The sequence below is a fragment of the Flavobacterium humi genome (assembly GCF_004745595.1).
Taxonomy (GTDB): Bacteria; Bacteroidota; Bacteroidia; order Flavobacteriales; family Flavobacteriaceae; genus Flavobacterium; species Flavobacterium humi.
This window is the reverse complement of sequence record NZ_SRLH01000004.1, coordinates 249844-271169: the sequence shown is the minus strand read 5'-3', so window position 1 is coordinate 271169 and position 21326 is coordinate 249844. Positions and strand designations below refer to the sequence as shown.

At 41.8% G+C, this 21326-nt stretch carries 25 protein-coding genes; 16 read left to right on the top strand and 9 right to left on the bottom strand.

Annotation, left to right across the window (positions count from 1 at the left end):
- Positions 1-2 precede the first annotated feature (2 nt).
- A complete protein-coding gene (gene pseC / locus E4635_RS08860) occupies positions 3-1193 on the bottom strand; it encodes a UDP-4-amino-4,6-dideoxy-N-acetyl-beta-L-altrosamine transaminase (protein WP_135526277.1) in 1191 nt (396 codons plus the stop codon).
- Positions 1194-1199: 6 nt separating this feature from the next.
- Positions 1200-2213 carry a UDP-N-acetylglucosamine 4,6-dehydratase (inverting) gene (gene pseB, locus E4635_RS08855; RefSeq protein ID WP_135526276.1) on the bottom strand — a complete coding sequence of 338 codons (1014 nt, stop codon included), beginning with the start codon at positions 2211-2213 and terminating at the stop codon, positions 1200-1202.
- A gap of 108 nt (positions 2214-2321) precedes the next feature.
- Between pseB and E4635_RS08850 the strand changes: the two genes are divergently transcribed.
- From E4635_RS08850 to E4635_RS08835, 4 genes are all read left to right on the top strand, one after another.
- A complete protein-coding gene (locus tag E4635_RS08850; protein WP_135526275.1) occupies positions 2322-2891 on the top strand; it encodes an L-threonylcarbamoyladenylate synthase in 570 nt (189 codons plus the stop codon).
- An 86-nt stretch (positions 2892-2977) separates the two neighbouring features.
- The gene (locus E4635_RS08845; RefSeq protein WP_135526274.1) at positions 2978-4402 is read left to right on the top strand and encodes a CCA tRNA nucleotidyltransferase; all 1425 of its coding nucleotides are present in this window, start codon (positions 2978-2980) and stop codon (positions 4400-4402) included.
- 33 nt (positions 4403-4435) lie between these two features.
- Positions 4436-4786, top strand: a complete 351-nt coding sequence (locus tag E4635_RS08840; RefSeq protein ID WP_135526273.1) for a four helix bundle protein — start codon at positions 4436-4438, stop codon at positions 4784-4786.
- A gap of 42 nt (positions 4787-4828) precedes the next feature.
- Positions 4829-5854 carry a COX15/CtaA family protein gene (locus E4635_RS08835; protein WP_135526272.1) on the top strand — a complete coding sequence of 342 codons (1026 nt, stop codon included), beginning with the start codon at positions 4829-4831 and terminating at the stop codon, positions 5852-5854.
- Here the strand turns inward: E4635_RS08835 and E4635_RS08830 are convergent.
- The 7 genes from E4635_RS08830 to E4635_RS08805 all read right to left on the bottom strand — a co-directional run bounded on the left by E4635_RS08830 (position 5835) and on the right by E4635_RS08805 (position 11913).
- Positions 5835-6587, bottom strand: a complete 753-nt coding sequence (locus E4635_RS08830) for a LytR/AlgR family response regulator transcription factor (protein ID WP_135526271.1) — start codon at positions 6585-6587, stop codon at positions 5835-5837. The two genes, E4635_RS08835 and E4635_RS08830, sit on opposite strands and share 20 nt — an antisense overlap.
- A 43-nt stretch (positions 6588-6630) precedes the next feature.
- Positions 6631-6990, bottom strand: coding sequence for a 2TM domain-containing protein (locus E4635_RS08825; RefSeq protein ID WP_246020732.1), 360 nt, complete (start codon positions 6988-6990; stop codon positions 6631-6633).
- A complete protein-coding gene (locus E4635_RS08820) occupies positions 6956-7261 on the bottom strand; it encodes a 2TM domain-containing protein (protein ID WP_135526270.1) in 306 nt (101 codons plus the stop codon). The genes E4635_RS08825 and E4635_RS08820 overlap by 35 nt, the downstream gene beginning before the upstream one ends.
- A 119-nt stretch (positions 7262-7380) precedes the next feature.
- Positions 7381-8718 carry a histidine kinase gene (locus E4635_RS08815; RefSeq protein ID WP_135526269.1) on the bottom strand — a complete coding sequence of 446 codons (1338 nt, stop codon included), beginning with the start codon at positions 8716-8718 and terminating at the stop codon, positions 7381-7383.
- A gap of 19 nt (positions 8719-8737) precedes the next feature.
- The gene (locus tag E4635_RS15730) at positions 8738-8902 is read right to left on the bottom strand and encodes a hypothetical protein (RefSeq protein WP_169630229.1); all 165 of its coding nucleotides are present in this window, start codon (positions 8900-8902) and stop codon (positions 8738-8740) included.
- Positions 8903-8946: 44 nt separating this feature from the next.
- Positions 8947-9570 carry a tetratricopeptide repeat protein gene (locus E4635_RS08810; protein ID WP_135526268.1) on the bottom strand — a complete coding sequence of 208 codons (624 nt, stop codon included), beginning with the start codon at positions 9568-9570 and terminating at the stop codon, positions 8947-8949.
- Positions 9571-9738: 168 nt separating this feature from the next.
- On the bottom strand, positions 9739-11913 hold the full coding sequence (locus E4635_RS08805; protein ID WP_135526267.1) for a TonB-dependent receptor: 2175 nt from the start codon (positions 11911-11913) through the stop codon (positions 9739-9741).
- Between the two features lie 1094 nt (positions 11914-13007).
- Here E4635_RS08805 and E4635_RS08800 point away from each other — a divergent pair.
- From E4635_RS08800 to E4635_RS08745, 12 genes are all read left to right on the top strand, one after another.
- On the top strand, positions 13008-13466 hold the full coding sequence (locus E4635_RS08800; protein WP_135526266.1) for a YciI family protein: 459 nt from the start codon (positions 13008-13010) through the stop codon (positions 13464-13466).
- Between the two features lie 90 nt (positions 13467-13556).
- Positions 13557-13907 (top strand): MmcQ/YjbR family DNA-binding protein, encoded by a 351-nt coding sequence (locus tag E4635_RS08795; RefSeq protein WP_135526265.1) that lies wholly within the window; start codon positions 13557-13559, stop codon positions 13905-13907.
- A gap of 101 nt (positions 13908-14008) precedes the next feature.
- Positions 14009-15289, top strand: a complete 1281-nt coding sequence (locus E4635_RS08790; protein WP_135526264.1) for a chloride channel protein — start codon at positions 14009-14011, stop codon at positions 15287-15289.
- A 5-nt stretch (positions 15290-15294) separates the two neighbouring features.
- Positions 15295-15900 carry an HPP family protein gene (locus E4635_RS08785; protein ID WP_135526263.1) on the top strand — a complete coding sequence of 202 codons (606 nt, stop codon included), beginning with the start codon at positions 15295-15297 and terminating at the stop codon, positions 15898-15900.
- Positions 15875-16135, top strand: a complete 261-nt coding sequence (locus E4635_RS08780) for a hypothetical protein (RefSeq protein ID WP_135526262.1) — start codon at positions 15875-15877, stop codon at positions 16133-16135. The genes E4635_RS08785 and E4635_RS08780 overlap by 26 nt, the downstream gene beginning before the upstream one ends.
- Complete coding sequence (gloA2, locus tag E4635_RS08775; RefSeq protein ID WP_135526261.1) at positions 16135-16524, top strand: SMU1112c/YaeR family gloxylase I-like metalloprotein; 390 nt, start codon at positions 16135-16137, stop codon at positions 16522-16524. Before E4635_RS08780 ends, gloA2 begins: the two co-directional genes overlap by 1 nt.
- Positions 16525-16620: 96 nt before the next feature.
- Positions 16621-17157, top strand: a complete 537-nt coding sequence (locus E4635_RS08770; protein WP_135526260.1) for an IS1096 element passenger TnpR family protein — start codon at positions 16621-16623, stop codon at positions 17155-17157.
- A gap of 114 nt (positions 17158-17271) precedes the next feature.
- Positions 17272-18330: a nucleoid-associated protein gene (locus E4635_RS08765; RefSeq protein ID WP_135526259.1), complete on the top strand. Its 1059-nt coding sequence runs from the start codon at positions 17272-17274 to the stop codon at positions 18328-18330.
- Positions 18331-18572: 242 nt separating this feature from the next.
- Entirely contained in the window at positions 18573-18812 is a 240-nt protein-coding gene (locus E4635_RS08760; RefSeq protein ID WP_135526258.1) for a DUF1660 family phage protein, read from the top strand.
- Between the two features lie 139 nt (positions 18813-18951).
- Complete coding sequence (locus tag E4635_RS08755) at positions 18952-19410, top strand: YybH family protein (RefSeq protein WP_135526257.1); 459 nt, start codon at positions 18952-18954, stop codon at positions 19408-19410.
- Positions 19411-19480: 70 nt separating this feature from the next.
- Positions 19481-20386: an ABC transporter ATP-binding protein gene (locus E4635_RS08750; RefSeq protein WP_135526256.1), complete on the top strand. Its 906-nt coding sequence runs from the start codon at positions 19481-19483 to the stop codon at positions 20384-20386.
- A gap of 86 nt (positions 20387-20472) precedes the next feature.
- Positions 20473-21312, top strand: coding sequence for an ABC transporter permease (locus E4635_RS08745; RefSeq protein ID WP_135526255.1), 840 nt, complete (start codon positions 20473-20475; stop codon positions 21310-21312).
- Positions 21313-21326: the final 14 nt, after the last annotated feature.

Sequence of the window (21326 nt, the reverse complement as noted above, 5' to 3'; positions counted from 1 at the left end):
AATTACTTTGTAAAATATGTTGCTATTTTATCGATTACAAAAGACTGTTCTTCATCGGTTAACGTAGGATACATAGGCAAACTGATACAATGCTTGTAATAGTTTTCGGCTAATGGCATATCGTTTTCCTTCCATCCCAATGCCCTGTAATACGGCATCAGATGGCACGGTATATAATGGATCTGGGCGAATATCTTATGCTCTCTCAGGTAATTGTAAAGCCCTACCCTGTCTTCTATTTCTATGACGTACAAATGGTAAGCATGCCCTTCAATAACATCGGATTGCCCCTTGATGTACGGTTTTCCCGAAAAAGATTGCTGGTAGCGTTTCGCGATGGCCCTTCTTCTGTCCAAGCCTTGATCTGCCCTGGACAACTGGCTGATTCCCAAAGCCGCCTGAAAATCTGTAAAACGGTAATTATAACCCAGTGTCTGCATTTCCATATACCATCCCGGGTAAGGATCGTTTTCATTTACAGGCTGTCCTACGGCAAATTCCACCGAATTTTCAAAAATCGTAGTATCTCTTGTAATGCCGTGCGTTCGGAGTTCCAGGAGTTTTTTATACAGCTTTTCATCATTGGTCGTAATCATCCCTCCTTCTCCGGTAGCGATATGCTTTACAGGGTGGAACGAGAAAATCGCCAGGTCGGCATAATTACTGTTCCCGCAATGTTGTTTTTGCCCTTTGCTGTCGGTAAAAGAACCTCCGGGCGCATGGCAGGCGTCTTCTATGATCCAAAGACCGTATTCATCGGCCAGTTCCCTGAAAGCTTCCAGGTTAACGGCTCTTCCGGCGAAATCAACAGGGATAATGCCTTTATAAGTTCCTTTTGGTGCCGATTGCAATACTTGTTTTACTTTATTCACATCCAGCAGGTAAGTGTCCGGTTCGATATCCGCGAAAACGACTTCGCCACCACAATACCGGATGCAATTGGCGGAAGCTGCGAAAGTGATAGGAGTCGTAATGACCTTGTCCCCGTGTCCCACTTCCAAGGCTAATGCCGATAAATGCAAGGCAGCCGTACCATTGGAAACCGCTACCGCATACTTGCAGCCTATATAGTCCGCAAATGCCTTTTCAAATGCTAAAATCGTAGGGCCTTGCGTGAGAAAATCCCCGGTAAGGGCTTTGGCTACAGCCTGAATATCCTCTTCTGTAATATTTTGTTTTCCGTAAGGTATCATGGCTGCTTATTTGGCTTCAAAATCTGGATATAAATGCTCTTTTATCTGCTCTCGCATACTCTCAACCGTTTCCCATTCCTGGTTTTCACCCGAAGTATAGCTAAACCCTTGCGGTACCAGTTTTGCATTGAAGGTATCTTTGTAATCTTCCAGGTTCCAGTTCGTAACCTGCGGAAGTATCACATAATATTTGCCTAAATCGTAAGTCGTAAAGGAATCGGAAGAAGTAATCATTTCTTCATGGACTTTCTCTCCCGGTCGAATCCCTACAACCCTGTGTTCACAGTTAGGCGCAATGGCTTGGGCCACGTCCAGGATTTTATAGGATGGAATTTTAGGCACGAACAATTCTCCTCCCCAGGCAGCATCCAAAGCATGGAGCACCATATCGACACCTCCTTGAAGGGAAATGTTAAAGCGCGTCATGTTGACATCGGTAATCGGCAGGACTCCTTCGTTTCTTTTATTCATAAAAAACGGGATAACCGAACCATTCGAACCCATTACATTCCCGTAACGGACCACAGAGAATTTGATATCCTGCTGGCCTTTGATGTTATTGGCGGCAATAAACAATTTATCGGAAGTCAGTTTTGTCGCTCCGTATAAATTGATTGGTGCGCAGGCTTTGTCTGTAGAAAGTGCCACTACTTTGGTCACATTGCTCGACAAACAGGCTTTGATGACATTTTCAGCACCGCCGATATTGGTCTTCACACATTCGTCAGGATTGTATTCTGCAATATGGACATGTTTCATCGCTGCTGCATGGATCACATAATCAATACCGTTGAAAGCCCTTTTCAAACGTTCCAGGTCCCTTACATCTCCAATAAAATAACGAATGGCCGGATACTCCGATTCCGGGAATTCCTGGGCCATCTGAAATTGTTTTTGTTCGTCTCTGGAATAAATCACAAGGCGTTTTACATGAGGCCATTTTTTCAAAATCGTCTTCGTCAATTCCTTTCCTAAAGAACCCGTACCTCCTGTAATTAATATTGATTTGTTATTTAGCATACATCATTTTTTATAGAAATGCAAATATAATAATTTATGATTAGAGCTTCTAAATTTATAGTATCTATTTATTTTGAAATAAATACCTTTGCCAATATTTAAAACTTTATGAACGACATCAATACAGAAATACACAACGCTTTCGAAGCCATCAAGAACGGCGGGATCATCTTGTATCCTACCGATACCGTTTGGGGACTTGGCTGTGATGCTACCAATGCCGAAGCCGTAGCCAAAATCTATGCTTTAAAACAACGCGAGGAAAGCAAAAGCATGATCGTGCTGATGAACGGCGAAAGAATGATGTATAACGTGTTTAAAGACATTCCGGAAGTTGCCTGGCAAATCCTGGACCTGTCCGAAAAACCCACAACCCTAATCCTCGACAACCCACGCAATGTGGCCCCGAATGTCATTGCCGAAGATAAAACCCTGGGCGTGCGCCTGGTGAAGGAACCATTTTGCTTCAAACTGATGGAACGCATGAAAAAACCGTTGGTTTCCACTTCCGCGAATATTTCCGGGATGCCTACCCCAAAATCTTTTAAAGAAATAAGCCCTGAAATTTTAAAAGGTGTTGACTATGTAGTAAATTTGCATCACGATAAAATCTGCGACAAGCCTTCTACCATTATTAAATTATCTTTGGACAGCCAGGTAAAAATAATCCGGAAATAGTTTCAGCCGCAGGTTCCTGTCACGGTTTTCAGTATCGTCGCAACGGAAAACGATTTCTTTTGGGAACTGAACTTCAAACGTAACAAATGAATTATACCGAATCCCTACAAAATAAAATATTCCAGATTATCGCTCAGGCAGCCAAAGAGCTTAACGTTGACAGTTACGTCATTGGCGGTTTTGTCCGGGACCTGATCCTGGGCCGCGACCATAAAAAAGATATCGATATCGTAGCGGTTGGCAGCGGTATTGAATTAGCCCTGAAAGTTTCCCAGCTTATCCCGCACCACCCTAAAGTACAGGTTTTCAAAAATTACGGGACCGCCATGCTACGTTATGAAGACATGGATATCGAATTTGTCGGGGCGCGGAAAGAAAGCTATCAATCTGAAAGCCGCAACCCTGTGGTGGAAAACGGAACGCTCGAAGATGACCAGAACCGCCGTGATTTTACCATAAATGCTTTGGCTATTTCGCTCCATGAAGACAATTACGGCACCTTGATAGATCCTTTTGAGGGTTTGAAAGACCTGGAAAACAAAACCATCAAAACGCCGCTAAACCCGGATATCACGTATTCTGACGATCCGCTCAGGATGATGCGTGCCATTCGTTTTGCGTCCCAGCTTGGTTTTGAGATCGAAGCAGGATCGCTTGAAGCCATTTCCAGGAATAAAGAACGTATTTCGATTATTTCCGGGGAACGTATTGTAGATGAATTGAACAAAATCCTTCTTTCCGAAAAACCTTCCATAGGATTTCTACTTTTATATAAAACCGGCCTGTTGGATATCATCCTGCCGGAATTGACCGCCTTGAACCAGGTGGAGGAAATAGAAGGCCATACGCATAAAAACAACTTCTACCATACCCTTGAAGTAGTCGACAATATTTGCCCAAACACTGATGATGTCTGGCTTCGTTGGGCTGCATTATTGCATGATATCGGGAAAGCACCCACAAAACGTTTCAGTAAAAAACAAGGCTGGACATTCCATGGCCATGAATTCCTGGGCGGGAAAATGGCTAAAAAAATATTTGAGCGCCTGCACATGCCACTGAACCAGAAACTGAAATTCGTCCAGAAAATGGTCATGATGAGTTCCCGGCCTATTGTCCTGGCGCAGGATATCGTTACGGATTCTGCCGTGCGCCGATTGGTTTTTGATGCAGGCGAAGATGTAGACCACCTAATGACGCTTTGTGAAGCGGACATTACCACCAAAAACCCTGCAAAATTCAGGAAGTACCACAACAATTTCAATATTGTCCGTAAGAAAATCATCGAAGTGGAAGAACGGGACCATATCCGTCAGTTCCAGCCGCCGATAACAGGTGAGGAAATCATGGAACTATTCAATTTAAAGCCATCCAGGGAAATAGGTGTATTGAAAGAGGCTGTAAAAGAAGCCATCCTCGAAGGGGAAATCCCTAACGAATACCAGGCCGCTTATGATTTCGTACTGAAAAGAGCAGAAAAATTAGGCTTGCAAAAAGTGGCCAACCGATAAAATCAGAAGTGCAAAGGGTTAAAAAACAACAATATGAAAACGTTTAGGGATTTATTGATCTGGCAGAAAGCCATGGCTTTGACGGTACATACATACGCCGTGACCTCCAATTTTGCAACGGAAGAGCTGGCCTCCGAGATCAGGAAATGTTCCATTGCCATTCCGAGCATCATCGCGGAAGGTTCCGGAAGCGGGACAGGCAAGGATTTCTACAAATCCCTGGGCATGGCAACCGGTGCGTTATTTGCCTTTCAAACCCAAATGGAAATTGCCTTCAACCTAAATTATATCCCAGAGCAGGAATTCGGGATAGTATTCGAAAACAGCCGGGAACTCGAAAGAATGATCGGTTCTTTCAGGAACAAAATAAAAGAAACCTTGTAACATCGCCCTAACATCGGCACTGAAGCCTAAAACTTCCGAAATATGAAAAAACATTTTACCTCGATTGCAAAAACCGCTTTAATTTTAGTGTATCTGGTAATCATTGCGGGCGCTTTGGTCCGAATGACAGGTTCGGGAATGGGTTGCCCGGATTGGCCTAAATGTTTTGGATATTATATCCCGCCCACAGACATCAAAGAACTTACCTGGGCCGAAAACCGTGTATTTAAGAAAGGACAGGTCATCATCAAAGAGGAAACGCTTTTAGTAGCTAAGGAAGATTGCCTTACCGGTACAACATTTGACGCTTCGCAATGGCAAAAATACACCAAGCACGATTATGCAGTTTTCAATCCGACACATACCTGGGTCGAATACCTTAACCGGTTAACGGGTGCCTTGGCCGGCTTGGGCTGCTTTATCATGGCTGTTGCCGCTTTTAGGTTCTGGAAGCAGGACAAAAAAATCACCGTATTGTCCTGGCTGGTCGTTTTTATGATGGGCTTTCAGGGATGGTTGGGCGCCACAGTAGTTTATTCGGTGCTGAACCCGGTAAAAATTACCATCCACATGATCATGGCACTGCTGATTGTAGCGGTAATCCTGTACATTATCCAGCTGGCCAAACCTAAAGAATCCCAACAGGTTTTCAACCCTATGTTCCGGAACCTTTTATGGATTTCCCTTGGTTTGACACTTATCCAGGTTGTTTTGGGCACACAGGTACGCCAATTTGTAGACGAACAGGTGAAATCCGGTATCGAGAACGGTTCGCAGTGGCTGAGCCAACCACATATGACGTTTTATTTCCACAGGACGTTTTCATTCGTGGTGTTGTTTGTCAATGTATTTTTATATGTAAAAAACAGGAAATTACAACTTGGTTTTGATAAAATCAAATGGGTAATGGCGATTATTTTTGCCGAAATACTCACCGGGGTCGCCATGTATTATTTCAATTTTCCTTTCGGGAGCCAGGCGATACATTTGGTGATGGCATCGCTTTTATTCGGGATACAGTTTTATATGATCCTGGAAGCACGGAAATCTAACCGATCCACTCTTTAAAATCCGTAACCCTTTCCCGGGCCACAATAACCTCATCGTCTTTGTAGGTAGGCAAAAGCACTTTCAGCCTGGAATTGCTGTGCATCTGGATTTCCTTGATGGCTTTCATCGGGATGATAAATTTTCGGCTCACCCTGTAAAAATCTTTCGGGTCCAATTCGGTTTCGAGCTGCTCTAACGTGCCATCGAGCAAATAAGCCCTGTTTTCAAGGGTATGCAGGTATGTGCCTTTATTTTCACTGTAAAAACATTCGATTTCTTCTACGTTGATCACTTTGAGTTGCTGCCCGATTTTTACGGTAAATCTTTTTTTATAGGTTTTATCAATCGGATTAACCAGCATTTTTTTGATCATTTCAAAATCCAATGAAAGGTTTTGAGGTTGGTTCCTCGCCTTGAATTTGTTTACGGCCACTTCCAGGTCGTCTTCATCAATAGGTTTAAGCAAATAATCGACACTATTGAGTTTGAATGCCTTGAGCGCATATTCATCATAAGCCGTTGTAAAAATCACGGCACTTTGTATGGCAATCTTCTCAAAAATCTCAAACGACAAACCGTCTGAAAGCTGGATGTCGAGGAAAATCAAATCGGGATGTGCATTGTTTTGGAACCAATCCATCGATTCTTCTACCGAATGCAGCATCGTATTGACATTCAATCCTAATTTTTCCACTTTCCGTTGCAACAACCTTGCTGCCGGTTTTTCATCTTCAATGATAATAATGTTCATTTTCTTTTCGTGTTGATTTACAGTAACAAAACTTTCCGGGGTGTTATTCCCATCTGTCCTGTTTTTCTTGTTCCATAAATTCCCTGATCTTGCGTTCTTCCCATTTTTTCCCAAAAACAAGGTGGTGCCCAAAAACGCTTACGCCGTGTGCCAGCAAGCCTAATCCCCAGAAAAATGCCGTAAAAAAGTTTTCAAATTTAAAATAACTCTCCCCCGGTTCCAAATTATTGATATTTAAAAAAACAATGAGGATGTTTACGGTGATATAGGCCCCCAGATGCGAATAAAACCCTTTGAGCCTTCTTATCCTTTTTTGGGCATCGGCATAGCGCTCTTCAAAATTCTCTTTATGATCTTCCATAACCCAATTACCTCCATTCGTTTTTACGTCGGTCTTCCTCATCCATATATTCCTTCATTTTGCGCTCTTCCCAATCCTTGCCCAAAAAAGGCATGTAATTGAAAACACGCAGTCCGTGGAAAACCACTCCTATTCCCCAACCCAGCATCGGCCAGTAAAACCATAGGTGTTCCGGTGAGGTCAGTAGGTTTATGGCCATCAGGAATAAATTTACCACAATATAAGCAGTCAGGTTCCCGTAAAAACCTTTTATTTCCTCTACTCTTTTCTTCGCTTTTTTGTAGCGTTCTTCTTCATTATAATTGCTTTCCATAACTATTTTTGTTTTTTTAATTCCGATTCTAAAATTTTATCAATCTGTCTGCGCGCTCCCAATCTTTCCCGAAAATAATTTCCCTGGCAAAAGCTTCAGTGCCTCTTCTCCTTTCATGATTACCTCCAGTTTCGTTTGTCTTCCTCTTTGTTCAGGATTTCCCTGATTTTGCGCTCCTCCCATCTGGAACCGTATCCGAAGATACTGAATCCTTGAATGACAAGCCCCATTCCCCAACCCAGCATCGGGAACCAAAACCATTGGAATTTAGGCATGATTGTCAGGTTGATAAAGATGATCACAGGGATGATCACGCAATACGAAATAAGACTGCCGTAAAACCCTCGGATTGCCTCGACCCTTTTCTTTGCCCTGTAATAGCTGTTCTCGACAGCGCTGTTGTATGTTGTTTCCATAATGCCTACCTGTTTTGTCAATAAGGGCAGTTCTACTGTAAATTCTTTTTCGGTTTGCGTGATCCTCACTTTCCTCTCCGAGAGGATGGCATACCGGCTGATGATGTTTTGCAGCCCGACACCCTGGCGGTCCCTGAGCACTTCTTTTTTCTGGTAATCATTCTGGACGACAAGGCAGTTGTCCTTTTCAAAAATCCGGATCTGCAATGGCCTTTTCTCACTCACTACATTATGCTTGACGGTGTTTTCCAACAGCAATTGAAGCGAAAGCGGTACGATTTTGGCTTCCGGGTTGTTAACCTTCTCCGGCAATTCGTAAAAAATACTGTTTTCAAAACGCATTTTCAGCAAATTCATATAGGTTTTGGCGAAAGCCAGCTCTTCTTCGATACTCACAAGCTCCTTATCCCTCTGTTCCAAGACATAGCGGTAAATTTTAGAAAGGGATGCCGTAAACTTCTGGGCATTGTCCGGGTTTTCTTCAATCAGGGAACTCAATACATTCAGGCTGTTGAAAAGGAAATGCGGGTCGATCTGATTCTTTAAACTTTCAAATTTTGCCGAAGCCGTACCCGCAATGATCTTTTCCTTTCTGACCCTGTTTTCCTGATACGAACGGTAAAAATAAATCGCATGGGCAAAAAGCGTCATGATAAACGTGATAATACTTGCAATCACATAATTCCCCGGGCTTTCATTGGCCAGAAAAGCGTCTACCGTGTTTTTGTTGATGACCACTTCCTCAAACATCCGCAAGAGGAAAATGGTAAAAATCGAGACGACAAAAGAGCAGATAAAACCAAATACTATCCTTCTGATATTAAACCGGTCTCCCGTAAAAAGCTTATCCAAAACAATAAATAACACTGCATTTATCATGTACAAAGAAACCGAATACAATAATGTAAACTGTAAATTCATAAACAGCCTGCGGTTCAATACAATTGTGGATCCTGTAATCCAGCTAAGGAATGTCAGTACGAAAAAGACAATCAGCCCGATGCCTATGGCCCGCAGAAAATGTTTCAGGTATTTATTCATTTTTGATGATTTAGTGTTCTTATAATTTGGCTTTGGCCATTGCAGAAGCAATAAATCCGACTCCCATCCCGACCAAAGTCCCTACGGCAACCTTACCCAGGTACATCCCGATGCCCATTCCTACGAACATGCATCCTATAAAAAGAGTTCCGGCTACTTTATTGTTTTTGTTTTGCGTTTCCATATTGTATCTGATTATTACGTTTCTTTTGTCTTTTATCTTTTTTCTTATTTACTGCAGCTTTTCAAATTTTCCTGTGCTCTTTCCAATCCCCAGGTTGGATGAAACGGTGATTCCGGTTTAAAATCTGCGTATAATTTGATAGCTCTTTCCATGTCCTTGCATAATGATTTCACATCAGCTCCCGTCCATTGAGCTCCTCCGATTTCAAATTCCGCTTTACAGGAAACCACTCTTGGATTGTTTGGGGCAATAACCTGTGCCTTATAATACTGTTCCATGGCTTTGTTGGAATATTTCATGCCGTTTGTCATCGGGTCCTGAACAATCCATCCTGTATAAATCATCGCCTGTACCACCATGATTTCAGCGTTGTTGGGGCTTATGATTGCAGCCTCGTCCAATGCTTTTTGCGCTTTGTCCAGGTAGGCCGGGATTTTTGCTTTGTCTTCAGCCTTGAAAGCTTCAACGGTATTGATAAACGCCACATAATAATTAGGCAGCCAGTTGTTTTTCTCTACTGTGGCAATTCTTTCAAACAAAGCGGATGCCTCTGCAGATTTTCCGCTTTTCCATACTGTCAAAGCATTCCCCATTCCTTTTTCATACAACGTTTGCGCTGATAACAAACTGCAAACAAATAAAGCGATCATTGTGAAAATTTTAGTCATAATTTTAGTTTTTTAAAGTTATTGTTTTTTTGTTTATTTAATTATAGTGTAAAAATACTGTGCTTGTTCCTTTTATAAAATTTATAGTTACCGAATTGTCGGATTTGAAGGATGAACCGTCTTTCTTGTCTCTTTCTTCTATTTTCTTTGTTCTATTTTCTTTCTCCCCTACAAATTATCCAACTGGTTCTTTTTCTTATCCTGGCTGATGGTCCAGAAAAATCCCACAAAGAAAAACCGGTCTGCTGATGGCGTAATGGCCCTTCTGCTGTACACACCTTCCGCGTCCGGCGTGTTCGAATATTCATAATTGTAAATATTTTTGGTTCCCATCACATTAGAAATCGAGAAATACAATATCTTCTGTTGTGTAAGCAAGTAAGCCCAATTTACGCTTAAATTATTGTACGTTTTGGTTTTCCTGCTCATAAACTGAGTCTGGTTAGGATCGTTATACGGCCTTCCGGTATTGAAACTATGCGAAATTCCTACCTGCGATTTCCAATCCAAAATAAAATATTTCCCTACTAAAGATATGTTTTGTTTGGCAATAAACCCCGGAGTCACTTCAGAAACATAATTCCTGTAATCCCTTTTTGAATCGATATAAGAATAAGACAACCAATATTCCAGGAACTTAACCGATTTCCCATCCCTCCAGAACAAATCCAGCCCTTTGGCATACCCAAATCCGTCATTGGCAAAATTACTGTTGTACATGGCCATATCCGTATCGTATTTTACCAGGTCGTTATACTTTTTATAATACAATTCTGCCCGTAAGGTCCTTTTGTCTGCAGTATATTGGTAATTCAGGATGTAATGGGACGCTTTTTCGTTTTCAAAACGGTCATTGTATTTCAGGTAATCCTGTTTTGGCGCCTGTTCAAATATTCCGTAGGCTAATGAAAGTTGGCTGCTGCCGCTCACCTTATAAGCCAGGGAAGCCCTTGGCGAAACAGCCGTTTGGTGCAACAGGTCATTGTTTGAGATGCGCACTCCTGCTTTGGCTGCAAATTCCTTCGAGAAAAAAATATCCGCTTCGCCATACACCGCACCAATATTGGAATCATACCCACTGCCGAATTCCTTATTGAAATCCTCGTCATACTTGGTGATAAAATAATCTCCCCCAAACGATACTTTCACCCTGTCCGAAAAACTCTTTTTTAGCTTCAGTTTCAAATGGGAAGAATGCTCCGTACTGGAAATCCTATCGGTATCCACCTTTGTTTTTGTATCACCAAGGCCATAACTCAATCCTGAAATAATCTGCCAGTTGCTCCCGAATTTGCCTTTATAAGAAGCATTGTAATAAAAATTATTGTTCTTCAAATCTACCCTGCTCACAAACGGAGCGTTAATGCTTTCCTGGTTCAGGTCAAACCGCGACCCGTCAAAAGCCGCGTACATTTTCAGCATTCCCGAATTGAATTTATAACGGTACACCGTTTCTCCGGAAAGCGACTGGAACGGCCTGTTCCATTTCACGTTTTGCGGGATGGCTGCCTGGTACGGCGACAAATCAATATAAGCCACATTTACGCTCAACGAGCTTTTGTTCCATTTTTGCGTATTCCCCAACCCTAAACCTACTGTCATTAAGGAAATATCGGTTTGTTCCTGCTCCGGTTCTTCAATGGTATTCAATAACAGCACGCTAGACAACGCGTCTCCATATTCTGCCGAATATCCTCCAGTCGAAAAAGAAATCCCACTAAATAAAAACGGGGAAAACCGTCCTCTGGTTGGCAAATTATTCGCACTCGCGCCATACGGTTGTGCCACTCTTAGCCCATCTACAAAAGTTTGTGTCTCGTCAGATTCCCCACCACGTACAAACAACCTGCCGCTCTCCCCCACAGTTTGCGTCCCTGGCAATGTTTGCAAAGCCCCCACAATATCCCCGGCAGATCCGGCTGTCGTTACAATATCCAGTGGCTTTAGAACCGAAACCCTTGCTTTTTCGCCCGCTTCAAACGTTCCTGCCGAAATGTATACCGCATCAAGGGTATTCACGCTTGCTTTTAATTTGATAGTCTGCGATTGGTAATTTTCAATGACCACCGGAAGGTTTAAGGTTTCAAAAGCCAGGTAGCTCACCACCATAACCTGGTTTCCTGTAGTGGTCGTTTCAAAACTGAAGTCCCCGGTTTCCGTAGTCGTTGCCCCGTCGTAAGTTCCTTCTATGTAGATATTGACACCAGCCAGCGGATTGTTTTTTTGATCGGTTACTTTTCCGGAAATTGTCGTTTGGGAAAAAACAGCTGCCGGGAATAAGAAAACACAAAGTGTAAAAACGAGCCGGTTTGCTGTTAGGAATGCCTGAAGATTTGTTTTCATGGTTTGTTTATTTTGATGAAGCAAAGTTGCATCAAAAAAAAGTGAGTAAAAACTTATCTTTACCCAATTGTCATTTTTTAAGGATGAATTGTTATAAGAAGAAAGAGCAAAGAGAATAGAACAAAGAAATAAGAAGTAAACCTCCCCAATCTTTCCATCCCATCCCATCGCCCTCACAGCATAATCCGTAGAAAACAACAAGTCATGAAGCGGCAGCGTTCCGCGTAGCGAGGAAGAATGACGAGCGGTTCGGGACGCGGAGCGGAATGACGCGGTAGTTTTCAGGATTGTGATGTGCAGGCTTGATTTTTTGTTTCTTTTGCATCAAGGCAAAAGAAAATAGAGAGTAGAAGTAAAAACAAAGAGTCAAGAAGGATAAGTTAATAAAGATTTACTTCGTCAGTTCGCTTCGCTCGTGCCCTCCTTCGTTGAAATGACAAACGTTGTGGCAGTAACCGAAAATTATCCGTAATCTTGTCATCCCGACGAAGGAGGGATCTCTTCAATCTTTCCATCCCATCCCATCGCCCTCACAGCATAATCCGTAGAAAACAACAAGTCATGAAGCGGCAGCGTTCCGCGTAGCGAGGAAGAATGACGAGCGGTTCGGGACGCGGAGCGGAATGACGCGGTAGTTTTCAGGATTATGTTGTGCAGGCTTGATTTTTGGTACTTTGTATCAAGACAAAGTACAAGAACAAGGAGTTTACAGAGATTCCTCCTTCGTCGGAATGACAAACGTATCGGTAAAAGATTATCGATAAATTAAAACTATCCGTAATCTTGTCATTCCGACGAAGGAGGAATCTCAAGCACCAACGGTCACGGTATTCACATAGGCAAAAGAAAGAAGAAAAGAGACTTTACTTTACCACAAAGTACAATATACAATACTTCAAAGTACTTTCAGAGTGCCTTTAAAGTGCAGGATGTAGTATGGATCTAGTATGGATCTAGTATGAAAGATTGCTACTACACCCCAGCTAGACATCATTTATATCGCTACGTCATCCCATCATAATAACATTATTCCTGTAAGGACATTTAAAATAAACTCCAATTGACTAACTTTGATACCCCGTAAAGACAACCTTATGAAAAAAGCCCTCCTTTTAGCATTCATCATCCTTAGCATTGGCACATCAAAAGCCCAGGAGACCGCTTCCGTTTATGACGAAAAACTGGCCAAGGAACTGGGCGCCGATGATTACGGCATGAAACATTACGTATTCTGCATTCTCAAAACAGGGACCAATACTACTGCTACCGCCGAAGAGAAATCCAAGTATTTTGCCGGCCATATGGCCAATATCACCCGCTTGGCCAAAGAAGGGAAGCTAGCCGTAGCCGGCCCTTTTATGAAAAACGACCGCAATTACCGGGGTATCTTTATTTTTAACGTAGCCACAGTTGAAGAAGCCCAGGCTTTGGTCGATAGCGATCCGGCAGTCAAGGCAAAACTATTCGAAGCCGAACTCACCCCTTGGTACAGCAGCGCTTCGTTAATGGAAGTATCCAAAATACACGACAAGATCTCTAAAACCAAATTCTAATCAAAGGCCGAAACAATAGCGAACAGCAAAAAGCGTGTCCTTCCGTGGCATCCGTATTTTATCCATACCTAAATATAATACAATCTGAACATGAATATTGAAGACCTGCAACAACTCTGCAAAACATTTCCACAAGTTACCGAAGATATCAAATGGCAAAATGACCTGTGTTTCTGCATCGGCGCGAAAATGTTCTGTGTCGTGGGCATGAACCAATCCCCTACTTCGGCTTCTTTTAAAGTCCTGGATGAAGAATTTGAAGAAATGAGCAGCCGCAAAGGTTTCCAACCGGCACCGTATGTGGCACGGTACAAATGGGTTTTAGTAGAAGATATTAACCTTCTTAGCCCGAAAGAATGGGAGCATTTTGCCTTCCAGTCCTATACGCTTGTAAAAAACAAACTGGCCCCAAAAATCAAAAAAGAACTAGGTTTGTCATGACCTTAAATTCTCAGCCAACAACAATTTTAACGTTTTAGAAAGAAAACTTTGGCTTCCAGTACTTACTTTTGTAATACCCACAAAAGTAATCGCCTTGTTTTATGAACAATACTGCCCGGATTAAAAAGAATTTTACGTTTATCAAATATCAAAAACTTATCACCGTTTCCGTTTTAGTTGGTTTTTTAAGTTCATTCTTAGCCATTTCACTAAAACGCCTGACGGAACATTACGAAGAGATTTTCCTCGACAAAGCCAACCTAAACAACGTTTATTTCATTGTTTTGCCGGCTATTGGCCTTTCGGTGATTTATTTCCTGCGCCATTACCTGTTCAAGAAAAAAGAAAACAAAGGCATCCGGGAAATATTTGATACTACGGCAGAACGAAAAAACAGCTTACCGCTTTATAAGATCCCGTCACACTTCATCAATGGTTTGATCACTGTTGTTTTTGGAGGTTCTACAGGTATTGAAGTTTCAACCGTAGTGGCTTCGGCGACCATCGGATCTGTTGCGCAGGAAAAAGAAAATGTCTTCAACCGCCACAAAACCGAATTGATCTGTGCCGGTGTCGCAGCAGGAATTACCGCTTTATTTTGCAGCCCTTTTGCAGGAATCCTCTTTGCCTGGGAAGTTATTTCCAAAAAAATCTCCAAAACATTTCTTATTACCGGCGGAGTTTCGGTAGCTGTGGCTTTGGGTTTTATTTATTTCTTAAATGAAAAACCGCTTTTTACCGTTACACTAAACGGATGGCATTGGCAGGCCATTCCTTATTTTATCTTATTGGGGATTATCGCCGGGATGAATTCGGTTTACCTGACCAAATGCGTGCTTTTCTTTAAAAAACGTTTTGGTAAAATCGAAAAACACCCCAACAGGATTTTCTTCGCAGCAGTCATTTTGAGTGTGTCCTTGCTGCTCCTTCCGCAATTGTACGGAGAAGGATACCATGCCATTAAAGAAAATATTGTCCATTCCAACGACCTTACTTTTACCATTACGCTGGCCCTTACTTTTTTGGGTATTATCATCATGAAGCCAATTGTCACTTCGGCAACGTTGGCAGCCGGTGGAGACGGAGGCGTTTTTGCACCGAGTATTTTCATTGGAGGATTTGTGGGGTTATTGCTGGCCATTTGCCTTAATACGTTTTTTGATGCCGGTGTCATACCGCTGAATTTCATGATCTTGGGAATGGGCGCCATGTTAAGCGCCAGCATCCATGCGCCTTTGACCGCTATTTTCCTTACCTGCGGGCTGGTAAACGATTATTCTTTATTTATTCCTATCTGCATTGTCTGCCTGGTGGCAAAATATACGGCCAAAATGATTTATCCTTTCACGGTATACACCTATCAGCCCAAACCAACCTTATAACAACAATGCCTACGCAGAAAATAAAACGCAATTACCGCAAAGCAAGATATGTCCTTTACAAAGAGACTTTAGTTGATTTTAAAGAGCATTTTTGGGCTTTCGCAGGAGCGTTTACAGGAATGGGGATTATTGCCTACCTGCAGTACAACATGTTCCCAAAGCAGGATTTTGTGTTCCTGATCGGATCTTTCGGGGCTTCGTGTGTATTGGTATATGGCGTCATCCAGAGTCCTTTGGCACAACCCAGGAACCTTATCGGCGGGCATGTCATTTCGGCCTTGGTAGGCGTTACCGCTGCAAAGATTTTCCCGGACACGATCTGGCTGGCTTCGGCAGTGGCAGTAGCTTTATCTGTAGTGATGATGCAAATCACCAAAACGCTCCATCCTCCGGGCGGCGCCACAGCATTGATTGCAGTGACGGGTTCTCCGGCCATTCTGAAATTAGGTTACTGGTATGTCATTTCTCCGGTTTTAAGTGGTGCCACAATACTTTTAGTTGTAGCTTTGCTATTCAACAACATGACTTCGAACAGGCAGTATCCAACTCATAAAAGGTTTACGAAGTTCAAAAACAAGATCCGTCATGCCACACGTATTAGCCAAACTTAAAAATGTCCCTTTGGAAGTTATCCGGGAGGTTTTAGACAAAGACAAGGATTTCCATGCCTCACAAGGCATGTACCTGCAGCACCTCTGGCAAAATGCCGATGATTCGAACGAAGTGCAGTTCCTCTTCCGCATCGATTCGGTTGCAAACACAAAAGCACTGATCCACAAACTGCATTCGGAAGCTTTGGCCCAGGACCCGGATGCGAATTTGCCCACCATGACGTATCTCCAATAATGTTACAACTCAATAAAATACACCACATTGCCATTATCTGTTCGGATTATCCGAAATCGAAACAATTCTATACACAGGTTTTAGGATTGGAAGTGTTGCGGGAAGTGTATCGCGAAGCCAGGCAGTCCTATAAGCTTGATTTAGCACTTAACGGAACGTATATCGTCGAGCTTTTTTCGTTTCCGAACCCACCCAAAAGAGTATCTCGCCCTGAAGCTTCGGGCTTGCGCCACCTGGCCTTTGAAACGGATAACCTGGAAGGTGCCAGGCTTTTTTTACTTTCACAAAATACAAATCCGGAAGAAATCCGCACCGACGAATATACGGGCAAACGCTTTTTCTTTATTTCCGATCCCGATGATTTGCCTATCGAATTCTATCAAAGCTAATTAAAAATCTTATCAACAAATCTGAAAATCTAACAATCGGGTACTCTATCAATCCAAATTATATTTTACCTTTGACCTTTCAATAAAAATAAGAATATGGTTTACAAATTCAGAGTAATTCTAGATGCTGAAGAAGATATTTTCAGGGACATCGCCATCCTGGAAAATGATACATTAGAAGATTTGCACAACGCCATCGTGAACGCTTTTGGTTTTGACGGAATGGAAGTAGCTTCTTTTTACACCTGTGATGAAACCTGGAACCAGGAAGATGAAATCCCTATGTTTGACACCGGGGATGTTGCCGGGGAACAAAAAACAATGGCCGATTACCAGCTGGCCGATATCCTGGACGAAGAAAACACCAAAATCATCTATGTGTATGATTTTATCAATATGTGGACATTCCTGGTAGAACTGGCCGCTATCGAAGAACCCGCAGCCGGCGCCGCTTATCCGGATTTGTTATTCTCCCACGGGGAAATGCCGCTGGAATCCGGGGAAAAAAACTTCGAGGCCGAAAACGAAGATTTCTATTCCGAATTTGAAGACGATTTAGACGATGACGACCTGGATATGTTTGACGGGGACGATAGTTTTGAAGATTATGGTTTTGAAGAAAACTGGAATTAAATTAGAGTAGAGAAGCAAGAGACAAGAAAATTATAAATTAAGAAATACCGAACCAAGATTTAAGACACTACTTTTGTTTTAAACCTTGGTTCTTTCTTCTAAAAAAAATAAAAAATGATCAACTTATTCAACACGCACATCGAAAATCTTTCCATTCACCGTGTAGGGAACAAAAGCCGTAACGAAGCCTTGTTCCTATCCGATAACCCGTATGGACTGAACGACGAAATCGTGCCGTTACTGAAAGAATTTTTCCTGAAACCTTTCCGTGAAAAAGAAGAAAACTATTTCCAATTTGCGCATGAAGTCGATTTGGATTATAACGAAATGTACAAATTTGCCACAGAGATTTTCGAAAATCCGGGCAATGTGCACAACATTTCAAAAAACATCACCAAACATCTTTTTGAGCAGTCCAACCATCCGCATATCAAGAACGGGGAAGTCTATGTCACGTACCTGACCAACATTTCCATAGATAATAATGTGGTGGATGCGATTGGGGTTTTTAAAAGCGAGATCAAATCCGATTTCCTTCAGTTTGAAGAAAAAGGGACAACTCTTGAAATGATCCTCCAGCAAGGAATCAACCTGAACAAACTGGACAAAGGCTGTTTGATCTTCAATTATAAAAAAGAAGAAGGGTATAAAATCCTTACGGTAGACAGCAACCGCTACGATGCCAGGTATTGGCTGGAACATTTCCTTTCGGTGGATGCTTTTCAGGATGAGAATTTCATGACTAAGAAATATTTGAAATTCTGCCAGGATTTTGCCAAAGAAGTGGTCCTTCCTGCAGAAGATAAAAAAGAAGAAGTCATGTTCATGAACCGTGCCGTAAACCATTTTGCCAAAAACGACCAGTTTGAAGAAACCAATTTCTTAAATGAAGTTATTGACAACCCGGATTTGATTTCGGAGTTTAAGAATTACAAAGTAGACAAAGGCGAAAAATACAGCATTGAGGACCTGACCACCTTCCCTATTGCAAACGCGGCGGTTTCCGATGCCAGGAGAAGCATGAAAAATGTCATCAACCTGGACACCAACATACAGATCAAACTGGATTTCATCAATCCGGAAAGCGCTGAAAAATTTGTGGAAAAAGGCTGGGACGAGGAAAAACAGATGTATTATTACCTGGTCTATTTCAACAAGGAAAACAAGAGCTAATTTTTGCCCTCAAAATACAATCCCCAATTGTTTAGCAGTTGGGGATTTTTTTATGAAAATCCTTTTATTGGAATGCTCTTACATTCAAATCAAAACCATAATTACTTAACAATCAGCATTTAGAAGTTAAATTCGTAAGTTTATTCTTATTTTGAAGATAATAAAATACATTTTATCGATTTTATTTGTCACTTTATCGATTATTAATTACGTTTGCCGAACAATTCTTCAACACACTCATTATGAACACGATAACACGGAAAAGAAAGTTTCTTGGCAGAAAAATCTTATGCTCTCTTTTTGGTCACAAATTAATTACGACCCGAAATGTTACCGCTCATTTTAAGGAGTTTGAATGTACTGTTTGCCGTATGGAACTGACCAATGATGTGAAAGGCCAAAAAACGTTCCTGACGCCAGAACTTCGGGAAGTAAACGAAACACTACTCAACTTATACAGAAGGAGGCATCCTTTGGCATAAGCCTTAAAAAATATATTACCTTTTTTACCCCACAGATACCGAAATCCCCAGCTTTAAAAAGTTGGGGATTTTTTATTGTAACAAATTGCAAGCGGACTAGTCTTATGGTAATCAATCCAAAAACAAATAACCATACCTTATGAAACGTACTTTTACAATCCTTCCAATGCTTGCTCTATTAGCCATTAGTTGCCACAGCAAGCCTACTTTTGAAGAAGCAAGATCAAAAATAAAGGCCCAGAATGAAAAACTGCATCAGGTCATAGCAACCAAAAACACAGCCCTGCTGGAAGAAGTTTATGCAAAAGATGCCAATTTCCTTGCTCCTGGCGCCGGAATCGTCAAAGGGCGCGACAGTATTATCGCCTTATGGAAAAGCGGTTTGGGCAATATGCTCGAAATGCATTCCGAAACAACCGATATAAACGGTACGCCGGAAGTTGTGTATGAAGTGGGCGTTGTACAAACGAAAATCAAGATAAGCCGAAAAGACAAGGATACTGTTTTTACCTACAAAGCCAAGTACAGCAACGTTTGGAAGCGGGATGAAAAAGGGGAATATCGTTTGGCTGTCGATATCTGGAATGATTTCAATTAGTAAAAAAAGGCGTTTGTAACAAATTCCAGTTCCATTCGTCTTACCAACATCAATCAACAAATCAAACATCTTGGAAACTATTCTGACCATTACAAATCTCAATAAGATTTACAACAAACAGGTCCACGCCGTAAAAAACCTTTCACTGGAAATCCATAAAGGCAACGTTTATGGTATTTTAGGGCCGAATGGCTCCGGCAAATCAACTACGCTCGGCATTGTTTTGAATGTCGTTAACAAAACCTCAGGGGAATACAGCTGGTTTGGCGGCACGACCCAAACGCACGACGCCTTGAAAAGGGTTGGGGCAATCATCGAACGCCCTAACTTCTACCCTTATATGACGGCCAAAGAAAACCTGGAACTGGTATGCAAGATAAAGGGGATCAATTATTCCAAAGTGGCGGAAAAGCTTGAAATCGTCGGCCTGACCGAAAGGATGGACAGCAAATTCAGTACTTTTTCATTAGGGATGAAACAACGTTTGGCCATTGCTTCGGCACTGCTCAACGATCCGGAAATCCTTATCCTGGACGAACCTACAAACGGATTGGACCCGCAGGGAATCCATCAGATCCGCGACATCATCAGGCTTATCGCTTCGCAGGGCACTACAATTTTGCTGGCTTCGCATTTGTTGGACGAAGTTGAAAAAGTATGCACGCATGTCCTGGTTTTGCGTAAAGGCGAAATGCTTTACTCCGGAACTGTTGACGGCATGACCAATAAAAAAGGGTTTTTCGAATTGAAATCAGGTAACCTGGAAACCTTAAAATCCGCTTTAGAGAATCATCAGGATATAGAAAAAATAGTGGAAGCTAATGGAGATGGACGGTTATTGGTGTATCTCAAAAACAATCTGGAGGCCGAGGACCTGAATTCCTATTTGTTCCAAAACAATATTGTCTTGCAGCATTTGGTAAAACGCAAACACAGCCTGGAAGAGCAGTTTTTAGAACTGACCAACAACCATTAAGCGAATCCTTACCTTTTAAATTTCAATATCATTTTACACTTCCTTCTGTAAAACCAAGGATTGTAAAACCTAAAACATACATTATAATGAAAAGACTACTCTCTATAGAATTACAGAAAATATGGAAAAACAAGGCCAGTAAAGTCCTGAGCATCACTTATTTTGTCATTCTTTCTTTTATCGCTTTAATTGCTTCGATTAAATTTGACATTGGCCCCGTCCATATTGATGCTGCCGAAACAGGCATATTCAATTTCCCTTACATCTGGCATTTCAACACGTACATTGCCGCGATTTTGAAATTCTTCCTGGCGGTCGTAATCGTTTCCATGATGGCCAACGAATACAGCTACGGGACCCTGAAACAAAACCTTATTGACGGGATGAGTAAAATGGAATTTATCCAATCTAAATTCTTAACAGTATTGGTATTTGCAGGTGTTTCAACCGCTTTTGTGTTTGTAATGACCCTGATTTTAGGTTATTCTTTTTCCTCGTATAATGAATTTTCCATTGTGTTTTCGGATTTGGAATACCTGCTCGCCTATTTCATAAAATTAGTAGGTTTCTTCTCTTTTTGCTTGTTTTTGGGGATTTTAGTGAAACGTTCCGCCTTTGCGCTGGGTTTTTTATTGGTTTGGTTCGTGGCCGAAAATATCATGCACGGCATCATGTACCGGTTCATTTTTAATAATGATGATGAAATGGCCTCTAAAATATTTTCCGCATTCCCACTCGAATCTATGTCCGGCTTAATTGTCGAGCCTTTCTCCAGGCTTTCTTTCATCAAAACAATAGGCAACCAGATTGGCGTGGAAGGCATGAAGGATTATGGCGTTCATTTTTCGTCAATTCTAATCGTCTTGGCTTGGACTGTTATTTTTATGTTAATGTCGTATAAAATTCTGCAAAAAAGAGATTTGTAGTATCTTTGCGGCAC